The organism is Thainema salinarum CENA647 (assembly GCF_057732415.1).
Genome location: NZ_JBYJZJ010000015.1, coordinates 828,785 through 851,800, shown reverse-complemented (window position 1 = coordinate 851,800; position 23,016 = coordinate 828,785). Strand labels below are relative to the sequence as shown.

At 49.8% G+C, this 23,016-nt stretch carries 27 protein-coding genes and 3 pseudogenes; 15 read left to right on the top strand and 15 right to left on the bottom strand.

From position 1 onward, the window contains the following. Window positions 1-4 precede the first annotated feature (4 nt). The 9 genes from AC286M_RS05575 to AC286M_RS05535 form a co-directional block, all read right to left on the bottom strand. Entirely contained in the window at window positions 5-163 is a 159-nt protein-coding gene (locus AC286M_RS05575) for a P-loop nucleotide/nucleoside kinase family protein (protein WP_488203432.1), read from the bottom strand. Window positions 164-216: 53 nt separating this feature from the next. After that, entirely contained in the window at window positions 217-615 is a 399-nt protein-coding gene (locus AC286M_RS05570; RefSeq protein WP_488203431.1) for a cupin domain-containing protein, read from the bottom strand. A 92-nt stretch (window positions 616-707) separates the two neighbouring features. Beyond that, the gene (locus tag AC286M_RS05565) at window positions 708-1,256 is read right to left on the bottom strand and encodes a DUF1579 domain-containing protein (protein WP_488203430.1); all 549 of its coding nucleotides are present in this window, start codon (window positions 1,254-1,256) and stop codon (window positions 708-710) included. A gap of 43 nt (window positions 1,257-1,299) precedes the next feature. Then, on the bottom strand, window positions 1,300-1,704 hold the full coding sequence (locus AC286M_RS05560; RefSeq protein WP_488203429.1) for a Cif family virulence factor: 405 nt from the start codon (window positions 1,702-1,704) through the stop codon (window positions 1,300-1,302). Between the two features lie 71 nt (window positions 1,705-1,775). Then, entirely contained in the window at window positions 1,776-2,186 is a 411-nt protein-coding gene (locus tag AC286M_RS05555; protein ID WP_488203428.1) for a VOC family protein, read from the bottom strand. Between the two features lie 309 nt (window positions 2,187-2,495). Beyond that, on the bottom strand, window positions 2,496-2,918 hold the full coding sequence (locus tag AC286M_RS05550; protein WP_488203427.1) for a YciI family protein: 423 nt from the start codon (window positions 2,916-2,918) through the stop codon (window positions 2,496-2,498). A 31-nt stretch (window positions 2,919-2,949) separates the two neighbouring features. Continuing rightward, the gene (locus AC286M_RS05545) at window positions 2,950-3,363 is read right to left on the bottom strand and encodes a YybH family protein (RefSeq protein WP_488203426.1); all 414 of its coding nucleotides are present in this window, start codon (window positions 3,361-3,363) and stop codon (window positions 2,950-2,952) included. Window positions 3,364-3,525: 162 nt separating this feature from the next. After that, complete coding sequence (locus AC286M_RS05540) at window positions 3,526-3,936, bottom strand: YciI family protein (RefSeq protein WP_488203425.1); 411 nt, start codon at window positions 3,934-3,936, stop codon at window positions 3,526-3,528. A gap of 293 nt (window positions 3,937-4,229) precedes the next feature. Next, a complete protein-coding gene (locus tag AC286M_RS05535; RefSeq protein WP_488203424.1) occupies window positions 4,230-5,480 on the bottom strand; it encodes an RNA polymerase sigma factor in 1,251 nt (416 codons plus the stop codon). Between the two features lie 439 nt (window positions 5,481-5,919). On the opposite strand from AC286M_RS05535, the gene AC286M_RS05530 reads away from it, so the two are divergent. Beyond that, window positions 5,920-6,060, top strand: coding sequence for a hypothetical protein (locus AC286M_RS05530; RefSeq protein WP_488203423.1), 141 nt, complete (start codon window positions 5,920-5,922; stop codon window positions 6,058-6,060). On the opposite strand, the gene AC286M_RS05525 is transcribed toward AC286M_RS05530, so the two are convergent. Next, a protein-coding gene (locus tag AC286M_RS05525; protein ID WP_488203422.1) for an IS1/IS1595 family N-terminal zinc-binding domain-containing protein occupies window positions 6,040-7,036 on the bottom strand; the annotation gives its coding sequence in 2 pieces (ribosomal slippage) (window positions 6,040-6,672 and window positions 6,674-7,036; 996 coding nt in all). The genes AC286M_RS05530 and AC286M_RS05525 overlap by 21 nt on opposite strands. 300 nt (window positions 7,037-7,336) lie before the next feature. Between AC286M_RS05525 and AC286M_RS05520 the strand changes: the two genes are divergently transcribed. Further along, complete coding sequence (locus tag AC286M_RS05520) at window positions 7,337-7,579, top strand: hypothetical protein (RefSeq protein ID WP_488203421.1); 243 nt, start codon at window positions 7,337-7,339, stop codon at window positions 7,577-7,579. Here AC286M_RS05520 and AC286M_RS05515 read toward each other — a convergent pair. Further along, complete coding sequence (locus tag AC286M_RS05515) at window positions 7,536-8,684, bottom strand: transposase (RefSeq protein WP_488203420.1); 1,149 nt, start codon at window positions 8,682-8,684, stop codon at window positions 7,536-7,538. The genes AC286M_RS05520 and AC286M_RS05515 overlap by 44 nt on opposite strands. Window positions 8,685-9,816: 1,132 nt before the next feature. Beyond that, a complete protein-coding gene (locus AC286M_RS05510) occupies window positions 9,817-10,029 on the bottom strand; it encodes a DUF4278 domain-containing protein (protein ID WP_488203419.1) in 213 nt (70 codons plus the stop codon). A gap of 335 nt (window positions 10,030-10,364) precedes the next feature. Between AC286M_RS05510 and AC286M_RS05505 the strand changes: the two genes are divergently transcribed. The 5 genes from AC286M_RS05505 to AC286M_RS05485 all read left to right on the top strand — a co-directional run bounded on the left by AC286M_RS05505 (window position 10,365) and on the right by AC286M_RS05485 (window position 14,128). After that, window positions 10,365-10,592, top strand: a complete 228-nt coding sequence (locus AC286M_RS05505; protein WP_488203612.1) for a transposase — start codon at window positions 10,365-10,367, stop codon at window positions 10,590-10,592. Window positions 10,593-10,624: 32 nt separating this feature from the next. Next, the gene (locus AC286M_RS05500; RefSeq protein ID WP_488203418.1) at window positions 10,625-10,861 is read left to right on the top strand and encodes a hypothetical protein; all 237 of its coding nucleotides are present in this window, start codon (window positions 10,625-10,627) and stop codon (window positions 10,859-10,861) included. Window positions 10,862-10,974: 113 nt separating this feature from the next. Further along, window positions 10,975-11,112, top strand: a complete 138-nt coding sequence (locus AC286M_RS05495) for a hypothetical protein (RefSeq protein WP_488203417.1) — start codon at window positions 10,975-10,977, stop codon at window positions 11,110-11,112. A 281-nt stretch (window positions 11,113-11,393) separates the two neighbouring features. Then, a complete protein-coding gene (locus AC286M_RS05490; RefSeq protein ID WP_488203416.1) occupies window positions 11,394-13,166 on the top strand; it encodes a CHASE2 domain-containing protein in 1,773 nt (590 codons plus the stop codon). 68 nt (window positions 13,167-13,234) lie between these two features. Then, window positions 13,235-14,128, top strand: coding sequence for a DUF928 domain-containing protein (locus AC286M_RS05485; RefSeq protein ID WP_488203415.1), 894 nt, complete (start codon window positions 13,235-13,237; stop codon window positions 14,126-14,128). 6 nt (window positions 14,129-14,134) lie between these two features. Here AC286M_RS05485 and AC286M_RS05480 read toward each other — a convergent pair whose 3' ends face one another. Together AC286M_RS05480 and tnpA are read right to left on the bottom strand one after the other, a co-directional pair. Next, window positions 14,135-15,364, bottom strand: coding sequence for a CHAT domain-containing protein (locus tag AC286M_RS05480; RefSeq protein WP_488203414.1), 1,230 nt, complete (start codon window positions 15,362-15,364; stop codon window positions 14,135-14,137). Beyond that, the gene (gene tnpA, locus AC286M_RS05475; protein WP_488202591.1) at window positions 15,351-15,794 is read right to left on the bottom strand and encodes an IS200/IS605 family transposase; all 444 of its coding nucleotides are present in this window, start codon (window positions 15,792-15,794) and stop codon (window positions 15,351-15,353) included. The genes AC286M_RS05480 and tnpA overlap by 14 nt, the downstream gene beginning before the upstream one ends. A 39-nt stretch (window positions 15,795-15,833) precedes the next feature. On the opposite strand from tnpA, the pseudogene AC286M_RS05470 reads away from it, so the two are divergent. The 5 genes and pseudogenes from AC286M_RS05470 to blaOXA all read left to right on the top strand — a co-directional run. Further along, window positions 15,834-16,223 (top strand): annotated as a pseudogene (locus tag AC286M_RS05470) (IS21 family transposase); the annotation flags it as partial. A gap of 104 nt (window positions 16,224-16,327) precedes the next feature. Continuing rightward, window positions 16,328-17,527, top strand: coding sequence for an IS4 family transposase (locus tag AC286M_RS05465; protein ID WP_488203413.1), 1,200 nt, complete (start codon window positions 16,328-16,330; stop codon window positions 17,525-17,527). A gap of 46 nt (window positions 17,528-17,573) precedes the next feature. Then, window positions 17,574-17,753: pseudogene (locus AC286M_RS05460) on the top strand (Mu transposase domain-containing protein); the annotation flags it as partial. A 379-nt stretch (window positions 17,754-18,132) separates the two neighbouring features. Next, window positions 18,133-18,930 (top strand): IS21-like element helper ATPase IstB, encoded by a 798-nt coding sequence (gene istB / locus AC286M_RS05455; RefSeq protein ID WP_488203412.1) that lies wholly within the window; start codon window positions 18,133-18,135, stop codon window positions 18,928-18,930. A 650-nt stretch (window positions 18,931-19,580) separates the two neighbouring features. Then, window positions 19,581-20,315 (top strand): annotated as a pseudogene (gene blaOXA, locus AC286M_RS05450) (class D beta-lactamase); the annotation flags it as partial. A 78-nt stretch (window positions 20,316-20,393) separates the two neighbouring features. Here the strand turns inward: blaOXA and AC286M_RS05445 are convergent. Beyond that, window positions 20,394-20,579 carry a ribbon-helix-helix domain-containing protein gene (locus tag AC286M_RS05445; RefSeq protein ID WP_488203411.1) on the bottom strand — a complete coding sequence of 62 codons (186 nt, stop codon included), beginning with the start codon at window positions 20,577-20,579 and terminating at the stop codon, window positions 20,394-20,396. Between the two features lie 117 nt (window positions 20,580-20,696). On the opposite strand from AC286M_RS05445, the gene map reads away from it, so the two are divergent. From map to AC286M_RS05430, 3 genes are all read left to right on the top strand, one after another. Continuing rightward, window positions 20,697-21,521, top strand: a complete 825-nt coding sequence (gene map, locus AC286M_RS05440; RefSeq protein WP_488203410.1) for a type I methionyl aminopeptidase — start codon at window positions 20,697-20,699, stop codon at window positions 21,519-21,521. A 421-nt stretch (window positions 21,522-21,942) separates the two neighbouring features. Continuing rightward, window positions 21,943-22,779, top strand: coding sequence for an alpha/beta fold hydrolase (locus AC286M_RS05435; protein ID WP_488203409.1), 837 nt, complete (start codon window positions 21,943-21,945; stop codon window positions 22,777-22,779). A gap of 3 nt (window positions 22,780-22,782) precedes the next feature. Further along, a complete protein-coding gene (locus AC286M_RS05430) occupies window positions 22,783-22,989 on the top strand; it encodes a hypothetical protein (RefSeq protein ID WP_488203408.1) in 207 nt (68 codons plus the stop codon). The last annotated feature ends 27 nt before the right edge of the window (window positions 22,990-23,016 follow it).

The window sequence follows — 23,016 nt, the reverse complement described above, 5'->3', positions numbered from 1 at the left end:
CTCACTAAATTTGCAGAGTTGGCCCCATTTTAGCCATGCTTGAGTTACGAATGGCTTGCTCTATTGTATCGATCCGCAAGTAGACCGCTTGCCGTTGATGAGCCAGAGCTGCGGCCAGTGAGGACTTTCCCGTTCCCGGCAGTCCGCCAAAAATGTAAAGCATGATCTAATGCAATTAGCGGCGAGTTTGGACGATTGAGCTGAGCCCAAAATTCGTTAAAGTGAACGATTCTGAGTCCCTGCACCAGGAGTGATAAACAGCATAGAACTAGGTGCATAGACCTTTGCCGTATGCCAAACACCCTGAGGTACAATTAAAAACGTTCCTGGTGTATTCATCTGCACCTTTATTTCCGCTGCATCTTGCTGCAAAATAAATTCAACTTGTCCTGAAAGTAAATATACGACTTCATCTCCTGCGGGATGCATTTCCCAAGTATCCCAGTCCTGATCAAAAGTAAAGTAAGAAACAAGCTGTTTGCCTTTGAATTCACCAAACTGATGCTCTAAATCCTCAAAGAAAGTATCACTAACTGGAACTGGAACTGCACCACCTTCGTGATTAATTACTACGTAAGTGGAAGCAAGATTAAAAGGCTCAATTGTGTGAGGCATTTGTTCATACGTTCCGTTTTCAAAACAAAAGCAAAGAGTTGATACTGCCGCTGCATAGCGGCAGTATCAACTTACTAAAATTGCGATTTTTGCTATGCCTTGCGTCGATATGTGGTGGTGACAAACTGGTGCCACTGGCCATCATCACCCAAGATGTGAGAGGTTAGCACCCGATGATCATCGCTTTTGAGCTCGATTACATCTTTGTACTGAGCCATGCCAGTGCCAGTCATGGCAGGGCCTTCAGCCTTAAGGGTTAGCACTCGCTCAGCGGCATCCATTTCGCCATCATACACCCATAGATAGGTCATCATTGATCCGACCCACGTGCCGACGTAGCCTTGCTTTTGCGGATCGTAGCCAAGGGTCATGATGGAGGTCATATCGCCGCCAGCACACATTTCACCCTCACCTTCTGCAATCACCCAGAGGCCATTTAGCGATCGCACTTTTTCGCTACCTGAAAACGCTTCTGTCGGCTGATCCGGCCCCATGATCACTTCCGATTCATACGTCCACTCACCAACCAGTTTTTGTAGCCACTCATGCTCTTTCTGGGGCTGAGCTGGCATCATGGTGTCTTGACCTGTCTCTTGCACGGATATTTGCTGTGTTGTTTGTTGTGTTGTGGTCGCTTCCATTTCAATTTCTCCTTATGACTAATTTGATGACTACTTTGCCTAGTTAAACTATCGAAATCACGGGATAGTTGTAGCTCTCTTTAACGACAAGTCCGTCTTTCCAATACCCAATTGAAAGTTGGTGACTTTTGTTGTCAATTACCTGACCGTCAAGTTTAAAGGTGAAGTCGTTATACCAATTTGAAACAACGACAAAGTCATAGTCTTTCTCAGCGGCAACAGCAATATCTTGTCGGATCAAGGTTGACTCTCTAAACTCAATTAGCATTTCCTTGAAAAAGAACTCTCTACCCTGACGACAGGCATCTTTTCCCGTCGTAACGGTGCCATCTCCTTCGATCATGACGATGTCATCAGCGTAGTATTTCTCAAATGCGATCGCAGTTTGCAAATTAGTAACTAACTGATTGATATCAGCCAGCTTTTCCTGTAATTCTTCAAGGGTCATAAATCCACTTCTTGTCTGAAGATTGTGACAGATTAGGCTGTCGATTACCGTACTCAAATCCGAGAAGATGGTTAAGTATCTTTGTCGCAGTTAATCATCCAGGGTGTACCAAATTGATCAACTAACATCCCGAATCGGGCCGCCCAAAATGTTTCTTGAATTGGCATTTTGACAGTTCCGTTTGCTGCTAGTGCGGTAAACACATGCTCGGCTTTATCAACCTCTTCAATGTTGAGCAATACCGACGTGCCTTGAGGGGTTTCAAAATACTCCGGTGGACTATCTGCGCCCATTAGAACTTGATCACCGACATTTAGCTCAGCGTGCATAATCTTGTCCTGCCATCCATCCGGTGCATCGGCAGCTACGGGTGATTCTCCCCAGGTCATTTTGCCTGCAAACTTGCCACCTAAAGCCTGCTCATAAAACTTAAATGCCGCCTCACAATTACCGCTGAAATTCAGATAAGGATTCAGTTTCATAGCATCCTCCTTGAGGAAATAAAGAGTTAGAAACTTCGTTCAACAAATTAAGAGCATGAAGTTATGAAGTGCTGAATGCTGAGTTTTGCTCTTGCTCTTAGATTTTGTTGAACTACTCACCAAAATTATAGTTCATATGTACCAAGCCGAAACATATTTATACCCTAAATCATGCTGAAGAAAATCTATTGTTGAGGAAAGTTTGGAAAATGGTTAACCAACACCGATCACCTCAACGAATAGACATTCATAAATTCTCAGCACTCAGCACTCATTTCCTTACAATTCGTGCAGACTATGCACGCTTGACTATGCGCTCTTTTGCTTTTCAACTGCGACCCGGAGACGTTCTTCCTGTTCCCGTAGTTCTGGGGTTAGCTCTTCACCAAAGTCTTCCATTTCAAAGAGGGGGCGAATTTCAACTTCACCGTCCTGGAAGGGGCTGCGCTGAATCCAGTCCATCGCTTCAGCCATCGACGCCACCTGCCAGAGCCAAAAGCCTGCAACTAGTTCCTTGGTTTCAGTAAAGGGGCCATCGATAACAGTGCGATCGCGACCTGAAAACCGCACTCGTACCCCTTTGGAACTGGGATGCAGTCCCTCACCCGCCAGCATCACCCCGGCATTGACCAACTCTTCGTTGAACTGTCCCATTTCCGTTAGCATCTCTTCGCTAGGCATCACTCCAGCTTCAGATTCAGGGGTCGCTTTCACTAAAACCATGACTTTCATAATGAATTCTCCTGTTGAATGATTGATTTGATTAGGGATTGAAGGGAACCGAGACATGCTCATGGATAATCTGCCAGGTATCTTCGTGTCGTTGGCAAGCCGCCGTGAGCCGTAGCCACATCTGCGCCGCTGGGTGGGTCGGATCGATGCCAGTAAAGCGGGCAATCCAATGTGCGATCGCTAAATCGCCGCTGATCATGATCTTCAGCTCCTGCGTTTCCATGCCAGAAATCGTCGGCATACAGGGCAAGCTGGTCGTCCACATCTGGCGGCAAGCTTCGATGCCGTTGATTGTGAGCGGCGGCTTCATGTCAAAGAGAACGATCTCTGGCGCATAGTGAGCCATGATGCCATCGAGATTTTTGGCACAAATTGCCCGGATATGGTCGTCGATTAGCTGGCGAATCTCAGTTTCGGCATGGGTTTGAGTAGGCGTTATCGTCATTGGTTTAACCTTGTTGATTGTTGGGGGTGTAGAGGCTGTGAGCAGTAAGGCGAGAGGCGTGAGGAGTAAAGCGCATTCCTTGCCACTCACTCCTCAAAATCCAAAATCTAAAATCCAAAATCCAAAATCCACAGCCCTCCACGCTTCGTAACCCTCGCTCCATTAAGTAGTCGAACCGAGAGCGCCTAAATCGACAGGTTGACCAGAAATTTTTGAAGAATCTTCCGGCAGGTCGGGTAGCTCTACAATGGGGCGAATTTCGACGGTGCCTTTGTGGGCAGCGGGGATACGTCCGGCGATGTTGATCGCTTCATTCAGATCTCTGGCGTTGATTAAAAAGTATCCACCAAGCTGTTCGCGGGTTTCGGCAAAGGGGCCATCGGTCACCATCTGTTTGCCGTTGCGTACCTGAACGCTGGTTGCAGTGGAAACGGACTGGAGTGGCGATGCACCCAGGTACTGGCCGTTGGCTTGGAGCTGATGGGTAAGCTGTATGGACTCGGCGTAGCATTGCTCCTGTTCGCTTTCAGTCCAGGCATTCTCGTCACTGTAAATGAGCAACATGTATTTCATGGTTGGCAGAATCTCCTATATTTCTTCGATATGTCATATCAATTCGGGTGGAAAACCCATTGTTTATTTTTGGTGAAATGCTTGCTTGGCAAGCATTTCACCAAAAATAAACAGGGTTCTTACACACGGATTTGATGCAATTCATTTTTTGTGAAACGTTCGCTCTGCAAACGTTTCACAAAAAAATTGGGTTCTTACACACGGACTTGATATCAGCACTTTGCTCAAAATCATCTCCTTTGTTCAGTAGTCGTTTGGTGAAGCGGCAAATCGACAGGTGAGCAAAAATTTTTTCAATCTAATTCTCGTAAACGTTTTTCGAGGAAGCGCCGTTCCGGTTCTTGCTTAGCCAGTGCCAGTGCTTGCTCATACGCATCCCGAGCGGCAGCGGTTTGGCCTAACCGCCGACACAGGTCGGCACGAGTCGCGTGGGCTAGATGGTAGTCTTGCAAATTGCCTTGATCCAGCAGGTCGTCTACCAACTGCAAGCCCTGCTGAGGGCCATCGCGCATTGCGATCGCAACGGCTCGGTTTAGCTCAATAATCGGAGACGGATTGACTTGGGCCAGTACGTCATACCAGGCGACAATTTGGTTCCAGGCAGTAGCCGCAGTGCTCGGAGCATCGGCATGGATAGATGCGATCGCAGCTTGAATGGTGTATACCCCAATGGCACCGGAAGCGATGGCCTGCTGCACCAAATCTCGACCTTCGGCAATCTGTGCAGCATTCCACAGAGCGCGATCCTGGTCTTCCAGCAAAATCAAATCACCTGTGGGAGAGGTGCGGGCTGTCCGGCGCGATTCCTGGAGCAGCATCAGCGCCAGCAGACCCATCACTTCAGTATCGGGTAAGAGTTCCAGCAGCAATCGCCCCAACCGAATCGCATCTTCAGAGAGATTAACGCGGGTCAACGATGGTCCCGAAGAGGCAGCATAGCCTTCGTTAAACACCAAATAGATGACTTGCAGCACCGTCTCCAATCGATCTGGCAGATCGGCCTTGGACGGCACCTGATAGGGAATTCCGGCATCGCGAATCTTAGTTTTGGCCCGCACAATCCGCTGAGCTAAGGTGGACGGGGAAATCAGGAATGCGCTGGCGATTTCTTCGGTCGTGAGGCCACAGACTTCCCGTAGAGTCAGCGCCACCTGAGCTTCGGGCGATAGGGCGGGGTGGCAGCAGGTAAAGATCAGGCGGAGGCGATCGTCTTCAACCTGGCTGTCATCTTTAATTTCAAGCGAGTTTGTTTCAGTGTCGAGCTTGGCAGCCAGTTCTACCAGCGAGGCATCGAAGCGAGTACGGCGGCGCAGGGTGTCGATGGCTTTGAAGCGTCCGGTCGAAACCAGCCAAGCATAGGGATTGGCAGGCACGCCTTCCTGGGGCCACTTGATCGTTGCGGCGGCAAAGGCATCGTGCAGGGCTTCTTCGGCTAAGTCGAAATTACCCAGCAGACGAACTAGGGTGGCAAATACGCGGCGTGATTCGGTGCGGTAAAGCTCGTCTACGGTCTGACGAATTGGGGAGGCAGTTGGTTCGGCCATGACTTAAGGTTTCCATAGGTCGCAGATGGATTCGTGTCAGTCAGGTGAGTGTATGTTGCGACTAAAAACTAAGTTTCTGTGGAAGTCGGAATAAATTTTGTGATCTGCCAAATCAGAAACCCAGTTTCTGTCATGGTGCTCTAGTCGCTCAGTTATCGTCTCAGTCTAATTCAAATAACCGAAAAGTTAGTTTTTGAAGTTGTATGTCAATCTGTAGCCGCAGTTCCAATATTGCGACACATAATCGAATTGGAGGACAAACCATGCAAGACTGGAACCTGTAACTCCGGATCACATCGATCCGGCTAGCCAAACCATTTCAGCAACCTACGATCACCGCACCATTGAAGCCCTCTGGCAAACCCTCTGGCAGCAGACGCAGATTTACGAAACCGATACCAGCCGAGCGTCTCCCAGACAGCAGCCTTTTTACAACTTGATGATGTTTCCCTACCCCTCCGCTGCAGGATTGCATGTCGGGAACGACTACGCCTTCACCGGGGCAGACATCTACGGTCGCTTTATGGCCATGCAGGGCAGAGATGTCGGCACTGGTCGGCTAAAAGGTGATAGAGTGTAGACCTTGCGTGGTCAGGAGTTCGTGGGTTGAGATGGGGCGATTACAATAGCCCATCGCCATCGCGGGTGTGGTATTGCCGCCGAGGCTCCAATGAGGCCGAACCCAGTTATGCAGCAAGCGCTGCACGTCCAACACCCGTTGCAGTGCGTCCACCGTCTTGGCATAGAGATTCTGCCGCCGTCGGTAGGCACTGGCTCGTCGTCGGATGGCTGCATTGTGTGCCTCGTTGTGGTTCGCATGCACTCCATTGACAGGACTCAGTGCTGTATAGGGATGCTCCGACTTCACCCATACAACCCGCCGCCTGCCTTGAGACCCCTTCACTTTCATCGCCACTTCTAAGCCAAATCTCCAAACCTTGCGGTGCGGGTAACTCGCAGGGGTCTCTGTACGCTTGAGCCAAACGCTGGCAAGTTTCCATAAGGCCAACCCATAGCGCCGCTCCCCATCGGTGAACCAGCGAATGAACCGGGCTGACTTCGCCCAACCCCACGCTGCTGCCGTCCCGGTTTCAAACAACTCCTTATCCTTGCGACCCGCTCGAGCTTCAACCCAGTAGCGGCTGTCTCGTTCGATGAAATGAATTGTCCAGCCTTCGCTCTCACCGGGGGGGAAGGTTCTGCCCTACACGGGTATAGACTTCATCGCCTTCGAGCGTCACATCCAACTCCGCTGGTGCAGGGGGCGACCAGTGGTCGATATGACCTGCCAACCGCCGCTCCCAATTGATGATGGTCGAATGAGACTTCACGAATGAACGCCCGGTGGCTCTCACTCCGAGTCCTTCACCCCGTACGTTGATGGCAGCGGCTACAATGGCTGGGGCAGTTCTTAAGCGAGCCATCGGCGTATGGGTGCGTTCGTTGAATCGTTTTCGGCACTGCCTGCATAAATATCGTTGTTGACGACTCCCATCCTTGAGGGTGGCTGTGCCATTCTTTACGGTTTGTTCACTCTGGCAGTGCGGACATCTCATCGCCTAAAACCAATGCATCACATCCATCTTAGCAATCACCCTCTAGACGACCAGTGCCCTCTATATGGAACTCCAGAACTGAATAGACAAGGAAGAACTGAAAAGCTGTCAATGTTTACAAAGCTTGGTTTGCGTTTTTATCGGAGACCTAAGCGCTGATAAAAAGAAGATATTAGATTCAGCCAAAATCCATCAATTCAACATAACAAGGGGTAAGATAAAATCAAGGAAAAACTTGTTTCTTTTAATAATTCAATAAGAGTCTGAGCTTTCATTTAAAACTAGAGGTATGTATATAGTATGTCAGTTGATCCTAAATCAGACTTCGAAAAAGTATTTGGAGAAGGAAATGTAATTCGATTATCAGAAAATAGAAGAAATGATTTGGGTATTTCAAATGAAGCGCTACTGTTTTTGTCTGACTCTGGTTTACCTCATCAATATGAAGAGCTTTCTCTAAAATTTTCACTGGCTCTTGATAACAACACTCCGGACAGATTTAGGAGACTATCGCCCCGTAATCAAGCAGCTTTTGGTAATTAGGATGGGATTTAATTAAAGTCGGCTCCAAGTCAAACTGGTCAATAAATCGGTCTAAAAGATGTTGGTTGAGGGCCAGTCGTTTGAAAGAGGCGAGCGAGAAGCTCAGCGAATCATCGTCTTTCTGGTTGTTTTGCAACGCGACTTTAGCCAGGTTCAGTGCCATCAAACTGGCATTGACATGGGTGTCTATCGCTTCGGCAGAGCGAGCTTGACAGTCCACTAACCCGGTAAACTGACGAGCATCACGGAAAATAAATTCAATCTGAAATCGGGCCGTGTAGCACCGGTAAAGGAGGAACGGGTCAATGTTGAGGTCGGTAGAAAACAGCACGACATAACTGCGGCGACCCCGATGCTCTTTGAGCAGATAGGCCAACCGGATGTTGCGCTTGAGGCTGACCGACCAAACGATGGCGGTATAAAGATAAACTCCATCGTCCAAGCGTTTGACCAACTGAAATCGTCGGTGGTCTTGCAGGTTGACCTTGCCGTCAAAGCGTCGAGGAGCACCTCGCCCTTGGTATGGCCCCTCATAGAGGAACTTGAGGTTGGCATCACAGCGCAGTTTGCCAATCGCATGAAACCCGAGTTGCACCACGCCAGTGACCCACTTGTACTTGCTGTAAAACCCGTCGGCGACAATGTAGCGAATCCAAGTGGGGAAGAACGTCAGGCAGTAGGCCAGATGCCCCAGATAGAAGTCAATCCGGTTGCCCTTCGCGCCCTTTCCCTGTTTCGAAGACGCTCTCAAATGAGGTAAGTCTGCCTCGGTTTGCTGGGCAGACAGCGTGTACCCTGTATTCTGCTCCAGATCGACAATCGCCACCACTGACAGTTCTAAGCCCCGTTCTGGACGCTGGGTTTTACCGTTGTAGAACTGGTCTAGACCGTAGGTGTGCCGTCCACTTTTTTCCATAAAGGTGCAATCGACCACTGCGACCTGAACCGCCTCGTCTCGTCTTAATGGTTCTATCAGTGCTTGATTGAGTCCTTCGAAGCCAATGCCCCGTTCGAAGTGTCGACGGTAACTTCGCTCGCTTAAGTCACTGTAACGACTGAGGTTGGCGTAGTTCACCTTGCCACAGACCACGAAAATTGTGGTCATCAAGGTCAACAAAAACTGTTGTTGGGGTTTACCAAATGGCCTGCTGTCTCCAGCAAACCGGTTAGAATCCGATTGAGGCTATCCATTGGTGCGACATGTTAGGTACATTCGCACTCTACACGGTGGATAGCTTTCTTCGCACTCTCCCAAAAACTGTCCGGACTGTTGGATAAAATACCTTTATCTAATAGCGTACTTAATGAATTTCTTCTACTTGGAACAGAATACGATGCTGCTCTTGAAAAGATATATAAAAAGCTAGGCATTTCTGAGAATGAAACCGTCTACTCATATATGTGTATCAGCAGAGTTAGTGATTCTATCTATTCTATTTCTACCGATTCTATATCTCGAATTCGATTCGTTAATACCGATGTCTTTTGTTTTGGAAAGTCATTGTATGCATACGAGAATCTCAAAGGAAAATTGAAGTTCATCAATATGATGATGAATTCATAGCCAATGAGATAGAGAAACTTGAAGAAAAGTTATTAATTGATGCAGCGATCTTCAGCGCAGAAGAGAATTGGTGGGCATCCATCTTCTCAGGCATATATGGTTAAGGCTGAATTATTGATTAGCAAGATCATATACCTGTCACCACGCCTAGCAGCAGTGTAACTTATGGCGATGACGACCTGAATCGCCTGGTGGAACTAAAAACCGTCTATGTCGATCCCACCACAGGTGCAGAAACCGTCTTAACCGGATTTGACTATACGCTCAATCAATCCGGGCAATGAGATCGCACTGGTTTTATCGGAGAATGCGATCGCGGAGTTGTTTTTTCAGAGAATGCGACCAAGCTTAACATCCTGAAACTGCGATCGCGTGGCTGGTGTCCCCAAAATGCGATCGCAGAGAGGAATTCAAGGGTGAGATCGCGGAGTTGATTTTTCGGAGAATGCGACCCGGTTTAACATCCTGAAACTGAGATCGCGTTAGTCAAGGTTTGTGTAAGTGGCAGACTGCGATCTCAATCGTTACAGCTCCCACCCAAAAAGTGCGATCTCGGAGTGATGAATTCCAAAACTGCGATTGCAACGGGTCAACTGAGTAAGAAAAAACACCCATCCTCGGATGGGTGTTTTTTCACCATGTAAACGACAAATTTGACCCAAAAGCGACGGGATTAGGCCCCGTGTAGAGCCAGAGCTACATAGTGCTTGCCCATAAACCGCATGGTGTGCCAGTTGGGGCTTTCAAGCGTAGTGTCTTTGAATTGGTATTGCGTGGTAGTCGTGGAGATCCCGCGATAGGTCATCCCAACGGTTTGTTCCGCAACAATGGTGGGGAGAGTTGCAGCAGCAGATGAGTAAGCGCGGCCACGATAGGTGAGTTGCATAGTGGGGGCTCCTGGAAGGAAATCAAGGGTTAACTGTCCGTTGATGCCTATCGTCCAAGACTGACCTGAACGTCCTCTGAGCGTGTTTTGAAATTTACTTAAGGGGTCGATGAGAAACCTGAGTGCCGTTTTCAGCCAAAACTCAGATTGGGGCAACGCGGTCAACAGCTGCGATCGCAATTGGCAAACTGAGCAATAAAAAACTAGAGCAGCAAAGCTAACTGGAAGAAGCATCAAAAACCAGTAAATTCGTAAGCTCGTTTCCCTCCGTATTACGATATGTCGCCTTTTGAGATCACAGTCCCGTTGGCTTTGCCACCTTAGAAAAAAAGCGAATCCGACCGTGCAATTGGAGCAAACGGGCGATTATCAATGGCATCCTTTACCAACTCAAAAATGGCTGCAGTTGGGAAGACCTGCCCAACGACTTTCTCCCCTCCTCAACGGTCTATTGGCACTACAAACAGTGGCGCAATGCTGGAATGTTTGAGGAGTTGATGCGAGTGCTTCATGAACGTGTGCGTGAACAAGTAAAAAAATCAAGTGGACCCTCGACTGTCTGATTGCAGAATTAGAGAAGGTCTATCCCCAGATCATGACGAAAATCCGGTTTCAACTGTCGACTAAGCCCTCCAAGCAAGAAAAGGCCGCACAAGGGAAATCTGGTTTTGTTCCGGCGGTTGCTCGCTGGGTGATTGAACAATCCAATGCCTGGATGGAGCGGTGTAAAATCCTGGTCAAGGACTTTGAACGAACCTTGGACACCACCACGACAAAAAACAACCTCTGTCTTGTCAGGCTGATGCTTAAGTGCCTTACTGCCTTCCCTTGAGATCTCAAATGAGTTCTAAAAGCCTACCTGAGTGAACGCTATCGCTGCGGGGAGCGTAGTGTAAAGCGGCTGTATCAAGTGATCCAGAGCCACAGGGATATGCGGGGAGCGACATGACGGTTACGCGCTATGTGAAGCAACTAGTGCAGGCCGAGAAAGAGCAACCGGTTGTCCCGCGACAGCGAGTACCGGTGATTGATTTAGGTATTTCGCGGCTAACGGCGAGACGAGTGGCGGCTTGGGTGATGTAGGTTCCCCGGCAGAGGTGACGAGGAGAGTACGCGACTCCTGTCAGCGAAGCCGTTAATCAGGTTGGCGGCATCTCCTTCAACATGGTGAAACAGTTTATTGAAGACAAAAACTTGACATCGCTTCATGATTTATAGAGATAGAATTTGGGATACTTAAAGCTGCGAATCGCGACCTATCTTGACCTGGAAAAGTTTAATTTGTTGAGTGACCAACCCTCACAGTTTCTGATGTTAAATCGCTAATGCGTCGCAGCTTAAACCATAACGTTTCAGCACTTGATATGGATAAACCCTCTGACATTGTAACGACGCTGACGGCAGCGATTGTCTTCACAGATGTGGAAGGCTTTACTGCCAAAATGGCAGAGGATGAACGCCATACCCTCAAGTTAGTGAAGCGGGATTTTGCCCTGATGCGCCAGCACTGCCAACAGTTTGGCGGTAACTTACTAAAAAGTCTGGGTGATGGTTTGCTGCTGTCATTTCAAACAGCCGAAGCTGCCGTACAGTGGGCGCTGACGGTACAGCAGATACTAGCCGACACGGCTATTAACTTGCCCACCCGTGATATTTTGTGGCACCGCATCGGTATTCATTTAGGCGAGGTTTTTTTTAGTCAGGAAGATGTTATGGGGGCTGGAGTCAATTTAGCCGCTCGATTGCAAACACAATCTCCTGCGGGTGGCATTGCCCTGTCTCAACCCGTTTATGATGCCGTCCATCACAGCTTAACTGTAGAGATTATCGATTTAGGGGAACAGCCACTCAAGGGTTTGGCTGAGCCAATCAGAATCTACCAAATTCCGCCCTACCGCGTTCTGAGCAAGCGGCAGCGGCGCTGGCGCGATCGCTTACCAACCGCACTGGCTGCGGGTGCATTAGCGACTGGCTTGATTCTGGGCCTCAGAGCAACTGGACTGATGCAGCGGTGGGAACTGCGGGCGTTTGACCTAGGGATGCGGATGCGTCCCGCCGAGACAATGGATGATCGCTTATTTCTGGTGACAGTGACAGAAGCCGATGTGCAGGCCCAGCCAGCCGAAGAGCGTCGGGGCGTTTCCCTGTCTGATCGGGCACTGTCTCAACTGCTCACCAAACTTGAGCAAGGCCAGCCCCGCACCATTGGTTTAGACATCTATCGAGAACAAGCTGCCGATCCCGCTTATCCAAACCTCGTATCAGCGCTGGCTGAGGATGAGCGGATGTTTGCCATTTGTCACTATGGCGAGGCTGGAGTTGGAGTACCATCATCGCCGGAGATTGCGCCGGAGCGGCAGGGCTTCAACAATGTGCAGCTTGATGTGGATAACGTGATGCGCCGTCAGGTTTTGGCGGTGGGAGCACCAGAACCCTGTCAGAATTGGTTTTCATTCAACTGGATGCTAGCCATGCACTACTTAGCGGCAGAGGGCATCGATCCCGTTCCGCATGAACAGTATTTGCAGTTGGGAGAGGTGCTGTTTCCGCGTTTGACCACCAAAACAGGCGGCTACTATGGCATTGATGATGGCGGACAGCAGGTGATGCTCAACTATCGGGCAACACCGCAGATTGCGCCTCGGGCGACGCTGAGTGAGGTTTTAGATGAGCAATTTAATGTCAGTGTAGTGCGCGATCGCATTGTCATGATTGGCACCGTCGCCCCTAGCTTTAATGACCACAACTGGGCCACTCCCTATAGCGGCGGCTGGGGATTAAGTCAGCGGATGACCGGAGTCGAAATACAGGCCCATATGACCAGCCAAATCATCAGCGCTGTTTTAGATGATCGCCCCTTGCTGTGGAGCTGGTCAGAACCGATTGAGATGCTGTGGGTTGGGGGTTGGGCATTGACGGCTAGCTTGATTGCCGTGCAGTTGCGATCGCGGCGCTGGCTCGGCATCTACCTGGGCGGCATGGTCATCATTTTGGCTGGTATCTGCTGGGTTATCATCTGCTTTGCGGGCTGGATTCCATTTGTGCCTGCGGCCCTAGCGCTAATACTCAGCGGCGTCATGATTAACGTTTACCGCCATCACAAAGCGAAACGCGCATTTCCAATTAAATCCGGCTAATCTCAGAACAAAAATGGCATATCAAACTCGTAAATCCTATTAAATGCTTTTATTTGGAGTATAGATTTATGTCCCCGCAGTCTCTCCATCACTTATTCAGTCAGGTTATGAACCCGTCAACGCTACCCCTATTTCCCTCGATTCCGTCATGGCTGAGGGCAATCCCGCAAAACAAGATTTTAGTTCATTCTGGTCGAGCTAGTGCGATCTCAATTCTGCTGACTTCAGGTATACCTGCCTTGGCTCAAGATGCAGCGCCATCCATCTTAGAAAGCGCTAGCCAAACTCAGCTACGCTACGCGCCACCACCAGGAACCACCACACCCGCTAGCTCAGGCGGAACGGGTAGCCGAGGCGGATGCCTCTACAAGCGTGATTTCCCGCCTCTCGCCAGTTTGACCGGGCAGCAGCACTTAAGCTGGACAGTTAGCGATCGCTCTACAATTTGGATTTATGTACCTTACACGCCAGAAGAAGCCCCATCGGGCACCTTATCCATTCAGCTTGGCGAAGATGAAGTCTACAGAGGAGAGTTTGCTCTGGCTGCGACTCCCGGCATTGTCGGCATTGACCTGCCCGAGACGGCTCCCCCACTGGAAGTCGGCCAAAACTACTCTTGGTTTATCAACATCAACTGTGCTCCTGCAGTTGCCGATCGGATTGTGGCAGAAGTTGTCCCAGCGGAACTGGATGGATTCATGCAGCGGGTCACCATGTCTGACGCCCTTAGCCAAGATCTAAGTAATGCTACCAGTGACTTGGATCGCGCTGCGGCCTATGGGGAACATCACATTTGGTACGACATGCTGACTGAACTCGCTCGCCTACGGCTAGCTAACGAGGCAAACGCAGAGCTAGACTCGATTTGGGCCGATCTCCTCAACAACTCTGAAACCGTCAATCTGGGCAGATTCACTCAAGAACCTCTCGTTGGAGAAGTGACTGTCGAAGCAGTTGAGTAAAGGGCACTACAGCCAGTTTCCAACCAAAATAAACGGTGCCCAGCGATTGGGACGTTCATAACGCGTAGTCGGGTCAGCTGCCAAGAACGAGAGCTGCACATTACGGAGGGCTTCCGCCTTGGTCACCTGAGGATCGGTCAGTTCCTGATAAAAACGCACCATGAATTCAGTCGTGGATTGGTCATTTACCTGCCAAAGCGTAGCGAGGGTGCTGCGTGCGCCTGCTCGAATCGCTATTCCCGCCAGTCCCAAGGCGGCGCGACTGTCGCCCGCTGCCGTTTCACAGGCGCTGAGAATTAACAGTTCAATTGGATTTTCAACGGCGCGTTCCGGATCATTAACCGCCAACAGGTCGTCAATTTCTTGAGCTGAGATCGGCTGCTGGGCATCTAAGATGAAGGTCTGCTCTGGATTAGAGCTAAATTGGCCGTGGGTCGCAAGATGAATCACATTAAATGGTGCAGTGTTAATAAGCACTTGGATATTGTGTTCTAAGAACGCCTGATCTTCTAAAACTTCACTGTTCGGAATTGCTGTTTTAATTCCCGATAATTCTTGGGATACATTTTCCAGTGGGCCTAATGCAAAAGTTTGAAAGCTCGGAGCATCAACCGTACCGCCCAGCAGCACATTCAGTTCTTGTCGCTCCAGCGGCTGCGGATCTAAGAGCTGAAGACCCGGTGTAACTGCGATCGCATATCGTTCAACTAAATAATGCTCACCGTCATACAGCAGCGCCATCGGCAAATTCCGCAGCGGGCCATCCAGGACAAAAACCAGCGTTTTGACAGCGCTTTGTTCTCGGCTAGATCCCTGCTCCAACTCGGTAGCCAGTGGCTGAATCAGCCAATCATAAATTTGCTTGGCCTGCTCTTTAACTCGACCAGTCGGCGTACTCACCACCTTCAAATCTCGCCGCAGGGCTTCTGCAACTTGATACAGCTCCCGCTCAGATAGCCCCATCTGTCTGACATGTACCAATTGGGGAGCGGCAGGTGGTTCTGAGTTTGCTTTGGTTGCTAGAGAACTAACTGCTTCTGGCTGTTGCAGAATCACTTCCAGTCGATTCGGCAGAATAATCGGATAGATAACCGCAGCCGTCGGGTCAATCGTGCCAATATTAACAGCTTCCGGCTGAGCGCAGGCATCCCGAAAGAAATTGTCTAGCTCAGCCAACTGTAGGGAATGAAATACCCCGCCGCAAGCGGACGGGGTATCAGAATCAAAAAAGAGCAAGTTGATTATCCCGATGCAATTTGAGGTAATCTTTGCCTTGGGCTTGAACATATTTGGCGATCATTCCTTCATCCCCGTGGCGGCCTACTGTACTCGCAAAATATCCATCACTCCAAAACTCGCCTCCCCAAAGTTTCTGCTTCACTTGAGGGCATCGTTTGAAGACTTCTCGTGCAGTTAAACTTTTCAGCATCGTTACCAGTTTGGTCACACTATAGGTCGGCACGGACTGCACTAGAAAATGGACATGGTCTTTGTCCACTCCAATTTCGACAAACTTCACCTCGTAGCGTTTCTCGATTTCGAGGCAGACCTCTCGCAGAACCGCATCTACTTGCTCATCAAACACAACCCGTCGATACTTTGCTGGAAACACTAAGTGGTATAGCAAAACTGTTACGTTATGACTCTTGTGGATGTACTCACTCATTCTTAGATCTTACGCCGCAGAGCGGCGGGGAATGGACCCCAAGAGATTCAAGGGGGCGAGAGCTTTATCGCTTTATCGGAAGGGTTGCAGAATGCGCTGTTTGCCAGTGGTGGAGCCCCCAAGGAGCATCGCACCGATAGCCTGAGCGCCGCCTATCGCAATACCGGTGGCACAGGTCGCAAACCGTTGACTCGCCTGTATGATGACCTGTGCCACCACTACCGTCTAGAACCGACGCGCAATAACAAAGGGATTGCTCACGAGAATGGCGCGATTGAGTCTCCGCATGGCCATCTGAAAAACCGCATCACCCAAGCGTTGTATCTGCGGGGCAGCCATGACTTTGAGAATGTGGCCGCCTATCAAGCGTTCATTGCGGCTTCGGTTGATAAGCTCAATCAGCAGCACCAAGCCAAGTTTACCGAAGAGCCTAACCGGGTGACAAGCGAGTTCAGAACCAAGGTGGACAAAGCTTTGAGAGAATAACAGAGGCAAAGAAATAGGGAGCCTTGAGCAGACTCCCCCAACCAAATATGTTTCCTGCATTCTACCAAACCACCCTCCAAGCTCATCTGAGCGACCCGCAGTATTTGACCCTGCAGCTCTTGTTATGTTTGCTACAGGCCCATCGTCAGGTCAAACTGTCAGTTTTAGCCAGTGTCTTTCCTCAACCGATTCAATATGGCAGTCGAAAACGGAACTTACAGCGGTTTTTAGTCTTGCCTCAACTGAGGGTCAAACTGCTGTGGTTTCCGCTGGTGAAATACTGGATTCGGCAAGAGCAAACCGGACGGGGATTGAATCGATCCCAACGCCGCCGCCTCAAACAACTGAAGCATCAAAAGTATGGCTACTGGATTCTGGCGATTGACCGCACTCAGTGGAAAGGGCGAAATATCTTCATGGTCTCTCTGATCTGGGGCACCCATGCCCTGCCCCTGTATTGGGAGGTCTTAAAGCAAAGCGGCAACAGCGACCTTCGGACTCAAAAACGACTGCTAAAAGCCGTTTTCCCCCTGTTGAAATCCTACCCCGTCTTAGTGCTTGGAGACCGAGAGTTCCATAGTCCAAAACTAGCTAAATGGCTAGACTCCAGGGGCATCATGTTTGCCTTGCGGCAGAAGAAAGACCTTCATTTTCAAGTGAGTGTGCAACAGGAGTATACCGTGGTGAAAGACTTGGGCATTCAACCCGGCATGAGACAGTTCTATCGGGGCATCTTGGCCAACAAAGGCGATGGGTTGGGTCCCTTTAATTTGGCGATCTATTGGAAACGAAGCTATCGTAACAAAGGCCCGAAAGACCCCTGGTATATTCTCACCAATCTGCCTAATTTGAAGCAGGCCATTGAGATCTATCGCTGTCGCTGGGGCATTGAGCAGCTCTTCAAGGACTGTAAGACTGGGGGCTACAACTTAGAGGACACCAAGGTCAATGAACCCCGATTTTTAGCCTTGCTCTTACTCATTGCGATCGCGTACAGTTTGGCCACCCTACAGGGGCAATGGATGCGGCAACTCCGCATTGACCACTATGCTGGACGTATTCAAAAACACCAAGATAAAACCTTGCGACACAGTGAGTTCAGCTTGGCTCTCTATGGGCAACGGTGGACGTATGGGATGGAACTGTGGGCCAATCAAGCGTTTCAGTTGATGGCGCTCAAACCCCACAAACGCCTCTATTTTCAGCGGGGTCTCCGTGCCCTATCCTTGATGCAGCAAGCTATCTAGCTATGTTGTCACCCTTTCAGCCGAAGAGCAGAAGCATTTACAGCCCCTGCCCAATCATCGGGTGGCTGATTATGAAGTCCTCACCGCCCGCGTGAGCACGCGCAGCACCATTGACGTGCGCTGCATCCTCTACACGGTGCCCTCCCGGTTAATTGGTCGTCAGCTCGAACTGCATCTGTATCATGACCGCATCTGTGGCTACCTGGAGCGCCAGTTGGTGGTGGAACTGCCACGGGTGCGCGTGACGGCCAACGATAAACGGCGCGCCCGGTGCGTCAACTATCGCCATGTTATCGAAGGTCTCAGGCGCAAACCCCGCGCCTTCCTCTACTGCACATGGCAGCACGACTTATTGCCCAATGACCACTATCGCTCTCTATGGCACCAACTGGAGACGTCTTTTGACCGCGATTCTGCCGCTCGGTTAATGGTTGAAGCACTCTACATTGCGGCCACGCAAAACCGAGAAGCGGCAGTGGCTCAGTATCTAGACGCGCAATTAGCCGCTGGCACAGTAACGCTGAGCGCGCTGCGTCAACACTTTCAACTCCTGAGCGAGTCCGTCCTGCCGAACATCCAGGTGCAACAACATAACCTCCAAGACTATGACCAACTCCTCCGAGCCGACGCCACCGATCAGTCCTTACCAGAGCCTGAGTCTGCACCTCAAACAACTGCGGCTTTCTCACATGCTCCAGCATTGGGAAAGCCTCGAACATCAAGCCATGCAAGACCAGTGGTCTTACGCTCAATTCTTGCTGGCACTGTGCGAATTGGAGGTGGAGCGGCGCTGGAGCCTGCGCCTCCAACGCGCCCTACAAGAGGCCCAACTGCCCCCGGCCAAAACGGTTTCCAACTTTGAGTGGGACCATCTTCCCCAGCTCAATCCGGCTCCTTTGATGCAACTGACCACCGACACCCGCTGGTTGGAGCGAGCCGAAAACTGTTTGATCTTTGGCCCCTCTGGCGTGGGTAAAACCCATCTAGCAACTGCGATCGCTCGCGCCATTGTGGAACTGGGCAAGCGGGCTAAGTTCTTTGCCGCAACCACCTTGGTTCAGCAGTTGCAGCAGGCTAAATTACAACTGCAACTGCCCGCTTTGCTCAAGAAACTCGACCGCTTTGACTTGCTGGTGATTGATGATCTCGGCTATGTCAAAAAGTCAGAAGCCGAAACTTCTGTCCTCTTTGAGTTGATTGCTCATCGCTATGAGCGGCGTAGTCTGCTCATTACCGCGAACCAGCCCTTCAGTCAGTGGGACGCTGTCTTTGCCGACACCATGATGACCGTTGCCGCTGTCGACCGGCTGGTTCATCATGCTCTGATTGTTAAAATGCAGGCCGATAGCTATCGCAAACGGTCGGCCGCGACGCGCTCCGCTCACGCTTCATCTCAGGCTTAATCCTCATTTGGTCAGCGATCATAGCTGTCGTGACAGCTATGATCGATTATTCATTCCGTTATTCATCGGCAACGGTTCAACTGACGGATTCGCCTATCTAGCTGTCGCGTCACGCCAAAAGCTTGACATTTGATACATGCCCCAATTTGGACACAGGTAGGCGTCGCAGCGCTTGGGCTACCAACAATGCGAATTGAAATCCGCGTCACTGCAATAGTTCCATGAGTTCCACACAAGCGGCAGCGCGGCGTTGCTGGTCAGCGGTATGATTTGCCCCCCTTACCCCCCAATTCTGGGGGGAACCGGACAACTTCAAAGTCCCCCAGAATTGGGGGATTTAGGGGGCGATGCAGCAACCTGTCGCTTCCTCAGATTCATTCCCCAATTCAGCAACGCCGGCAGCGCTGACCAGGGCTGACGCTTGTGCGTAGAACGAAGGCTTTTTATCGTGACAAGATAGCATTATGAATCATCGTTTCCTTTTGTTTAGCTCTTTGGTCGCAAGTAGCGCAGGAATATTGCTAGTTTCACCTATATCAGCAAAACTATCGATTAGTAATAGACCAAATATTCCGCAGATTTCACAGCAACCCAATATAAGCAATTTCATTGCTTCAGACGATAGGTATCTAAACATTTTAGACCGACAAGAGCGACCGGATTGGGCCAGTTTCTTTGACCGCGTTGAGGCTCAAGGAACTATTGTGGTATTAGATCAGCGCGGCGGTGCTCAGCAGTTGTGGGTCTACGACCAGGAACGGGCTGATAGAGCTTATTCCCCAGCATCAACGTTTAAGATCCCGCATTCTCTCTTTGCGCTCGATGCGGGTGTTGTTCGTGATGAATTCCAAGTTTTTGAGTGGGATGGAGTGGAGAGGGACTTCGCTCCACACAATCAGGATCAAACTTTGCGCTCAGCGATGCGAAACTCAGCTGTTTGGGTTTACGAAATGTTTGCTGCCGAAATTGGTGAAGCGCAAGCAAGAGAGAATCTGACGCAAATTGATTACGGCAACGCAGACCCAAGTACCAGCGAAGGCGCTTATTGGATTGATGGAGCGTTAGCAATCTCGGCACAAGAGCAGATTTATTTTCTACAAAAGCTGTATCAGAACGAACTCCCCTTCAGGGTTGAGCATCAACGATTAGTCAAGGATATTATGATCGTTGAAGCAGAGCAGGATTGGATTCTACGGGCTAAAACTGGCTGGGAAGGGCGCTGGGGCTGGTGGGTAGGGTGGGTCGAGTGGCCAACCGGTCCTGTGTTCTTCGCTCTCAATATAGATACGCCAAACCGACTAGACGACCTCTATAAAAGAGAGGACATTACACGCGCTATCTTGCAATCCATTAATGCATTGCCTGCGGAAGAACACCGGAAATAGCCTAAGTTTCAGAATTGAATACTCTATCTACAAAAGAAACGGACGTTGATGCTTCTACAGATGCTAAAGGTTTTCTGCTTACTGGTGCAGCAAACTTTTTGAGGTACTTGACTGCTGTCGGCGTTCTTGCAAAGCCTTATCAATTAATTTTGCCACCAGCCAGGAGACAGACCGTTCATCTGTCTGTGCCCATTCCTCCAGTTCTTGCTTACGCTCAGCAGGAATGTAAGCAACCACTCGCTCTAAATCTGTTTTACCGCCCATTTCTAAGCTTCTCTTGTGCTTTACCTACTTCTAAGATACCAACAATGGCCCGTCTCGTGTCATGCTAGGCTGTGCTGTGCCAGCATGGCCCAGCATGATAGGACGAGGCTTTAATCCATGAACCATCAAAATTTGCTTTCAATCACCGAAAATCTTGCCCAACCCCCCACTAATTCAGGGCTTGTCTTGCTTTCAGCTAGAGAATTAGACAAGATGCGGCGGGTTGGACAGCTTGCTGCAAATCTCCTCAATCATCTTGAGCCAATGGTGCAGCCTGGAGTGAGCACACAAGCTTTAAATGATGAGGCGGCGGATTGGATGAAAGCTCATGGTGCAATCAGCGCCACTCTTGGCTACGCACCTCCTGGTCATCCCCCTTTCACAGGGTCAATTTGCACCAGCATTAATGAAGTGGTTTGTCATGGAATTCCGAACCCAAAGCAAATCCTCAAAGACGGGGATATTATCAATATCGATGTGACCCTCAGGTTGGCAGGCTACCACGGCGACACATCGAGAACATTTCTAGTGAGTTCGGTATCCGCAACCGCCCGCAAATTAGTTGAAGCGACTCGAGAATCGATGATGCGGGGGATTGCTGAAATCAAGCCTGGGGCAAGAATCGGTGATATTGGCGCGGCCATTCAAGCCTATGCCGAGGCGAGTGGATTTTCAGTTGTTCGAGATATGGTTGGGCATGGCATTGGCAGGCAGATGCATACAGAACTGCAAATTCCTCACTACGGTAAACGAGGCAGCGGGTTGAAGCTGCGTCCAGGAATGGTGTTTACGGTTGAACCGATGCTAAACGAAGGGACTTATGAGCTTAATTTTCTCGCGGATGGTTGGACTGTGATTACGAAGGACAAAAAACTTTCTGCTCAGTTTGAACACACCATTGCTGTGACTGAGGACAGGGTAGAAATTCTGACTCCTGCCTAAATTTCAAGCCGCAATACCTTTGATTTATCTTTTGAGTAAATCTCGCGGGGCGCTCAAATTCCTATCCCCGCCGCAAGCGGACGGGGCATTACGGAATTTGCCCTTCGGGACGCACTCCCGCGCTACCACTAACGTGGCAAGCCACGGGGAATTAGACCCACAGAGATTAAGAAGCAAAATCGCTGCCCAAAAAGTCTTTGCTGCTAGTCAGTTGTAGCCATGAAAGAGGTCGGTTGGGACATCCTAATACAATCGCGCTCGATTTTTGACTTCCCATGCCTACAAGTGTTCAAGGACTTCTAGAAACACCATAAGAATCTGACAAACTCTCCTAAGAATTTGCAAGAAACTGAGATTCAGAACTCACTACACTTCAGACAAAGCAGATTGCATTCAATGCGGTATTTATTAGGAGATGACAATGTCTTATGTAACTGTTGGCCAAGAAAATTCTGCAGCCATTGATCTCTACTACGAAGATCTGGGAGCCGGTCAAGCCATTGTTCTCATTCATGGATTTCCCCTTAGCGGCCATTCCTGGGAAAAGCAGGTCTTAGTGCTGCTAAATGCCGGGTATCGAGTGATTACCTACGATCGCCGAGGATTTGGTGCTTCCAGCCAACCCTCGTTGGGCTATGACTACGATACTTTTGCCGCCGACTTGAACACGCTAATGACCAACCTTGACTTGCACAATACGGTGCTGGTCGGCTTCTCCATGGGAACGGGTGAAGTCACGCGCTATCTCAGCAAGTATGGCTCAGAGCGGGTACAAAAAGCTGTGCTGATGGCTCCCGTACCGCCCTTCTTATTGAAGACTGATGATAATCCTGAAGGGGTTGAGCAAAGTGTTTTCGATCGCATTATGAACGCGATCGTGAAAGATCGTCCCGCCTACTTTTCTGACTTTTTCAGAGAATTCTTCAATATCGATGTGCTGCTGGGTGAGCGCATCAGCAACTATGCCATTCAAGCCAGCTGGAATGTGGCAGCCGGGGCTTCTGCTAAGGGGACTTTGGATTGTGTCCCGTCCTGGCTCACCGATTTCCGTGACGATCTGCCGCGCATCGATGTACCCACCCTGATCATTCATGGCGATGCCGATCGCATTTTGCCGCTTGAGTCCACCGCCGCCCGACTGCCAAAGCTGATTAAAAACAGTCAGCTTGAGGTCATCCCTGGCGGGCCGCACGCCATCAACTGGACTCACGCTGATCAGGTCAATCCCCTGTTGTTGAACTTTCTTCAGCAGGAATAATCAGTGACCCACTACATTTCTGGCTTGCAGGAAAACTCTGTGATTCATCCATTGAATCAGGCTCACATTACTCTAGATGGAGTATTGCAAATCAACAAATTGAGTTCTGAGAACAAAGATTTTGGACGTGAGATCGCATCTTTACTCTCTGAAAATAACCGCTGGGTAAATGCTCAGAGAATTGCAGACTCTGGCGGCATGTTTCTTTAATTCACCCTCACAAAAAAAGGAAAAATC

Coding starts and splice junctions, on each gene's coding strand:
- AC286M_RS05495 (WP_488203417.1), top strand. CDS start 10,975: ATGACGGTTACGCGCTATGTGAAGCAACTAGTGCAGGCCGAGAAAGAG.
- AC286M_RS05445 (WP_488203411.1), bottom strand. CDS start 20,579: ATGGGCGGTAAAACAGATTTAGAGCGAGTGGTTGCTTACATTCCTGCT.
- AC286M_RS05545 (WP_488203426.1), bottom strand. CDS start 3,363: ATGACGATAACGCCTACTCAAACCCATGCCGAAACTGAGATTCGCCAG.
- AC286M_RS05490 (WP_488203416.1), top strand. CDS start 11,394: ATGGATAAACCCTCTGACATTGTAACGACGCTGACGGCAGCGATTGTC.
- AC286M_RS05575 (WP_488203432.1), bottom strand. CDS start 163: ATGCTTTACATTTTTGGCGGACTGCCGGGAACGGGAAAGTCCTCACTG.
- AC286M_RS05535 (WP_488203424.1), bottom strand. CDS start 5,480: ATGGCCGAACCAACTGCCTCCCCAATTCGTCAGACCGTAGACGAGCTT.
- AC286M_RS05550 (WP_488203427.1), bottom strand. CDS start 2,918: ATGAAAGTCATGGTTTTAGTGAAAGCGACCCCTGAATCTGAAGCTGGA.
- AC286M_RS05515 (WP_488203420.1), bottom strand. CDS start 8,684: ATGACCACAATTTTCGTGGTCTGTGGCAAGGTGAACTACGCCAACCTC.
- AC286M_RS05500 (WP_488203418.1), top strand. CDS start 10,625: ATGACGAAAATCCGGTTTCAACTGTCGACTAAGCCCTCCAAGCAAGAA.
- AC286M_RS05565 (WP_488203430.1), bottom strand. CDS start 1,256: ATGGAAGCGACCACAACACAACAAACAACACAGCAAATATCCGTGCAA.
- istB (WP_488203412.1), top strand. CDS start 18,133: ATGACCAACTCCTCCGAGCCGACGCCACCGATCAGTCCTTACCAGAGC.
- map (WP_488203410.1), top strand. CDS start 20,697: ATGAACCATCAAAATTTGCTTTCAATCACCGAAAATCTTGCCCAACCC.
- AC286M_RS05485 (WP_488203415.1), top strand. CDS start 13,235: ATGTCCCCGCAGTCTCTCCATCACTTATTCAGTCAGGTTATGAACCCG.
- AC286M_RS05540 (WP_488203425.1), bottom strand. CDS start 3,936: ATGAAATACATGTTGCTCATTTACAGTGACGAGAATGCCTGGACTGAA.
- tnpA (WP_488202591.1), bottom strand. CDS start 15,794: ATGAGTGAGTACATCCACAAGAGTCATAACGTAACAGTTTTGCTATAC.
- AC286M_RS05520 (WP_488203421.1), top strand. CDS start 7,337: ATGTCAGTTGATCCTAAATCAGACTTCGAAAAAGTATTTGGAGAAGGA.
- AC286M_RS05435 (WP_488203409.1), top strand. CDS start 21,943: ATGTCTTATGTAACTGTTGGCCAAGAAAATTCTGCAGCCATTGATCTC.
- AC286M_RS05555 (WP_488203428.1), bottom strand. CDS start 2,186: ATGAAACTGAATCCTTATCTGAATTTCAGCGGTAATTGTGAGGCGGCA.
- AC286M_RS05570 (WP_488203431.1), bottom strand. CDS start 615: ATGCCTCACACAATTGAGCCTTTTAATCTTGCTTCCACTTACGTAGTA.
- AC286M_RS05510 (WP_488203419.1), bottom strand. CDS start 10,029: ATGCAACTCACCTATCGTGGCCGCGCTTACTCATCTGCTGCTGCAACT.
- AC286M_RS05560 (WP_488203429.1), bottom strand. CDS start 1,704: ATGACCCTTGAAGAATTACAGGAAAAGCTGGCTGATATCAATCAGTTA.
- AC286M_RS05465 (WP_488203413.1), top strand. CDS start 16,328: ATGTTTCCTGCATTCTACCAAACCACCCTCCAAGCTCATCTGAGCGAC.
- AC286M_RS05530 (WP_488203423.1), top strand. CDS start 5,920: ATGATGTTTCCCTACCCCTCCGCTGCAGGATTGCATGTCGGGAACGAC.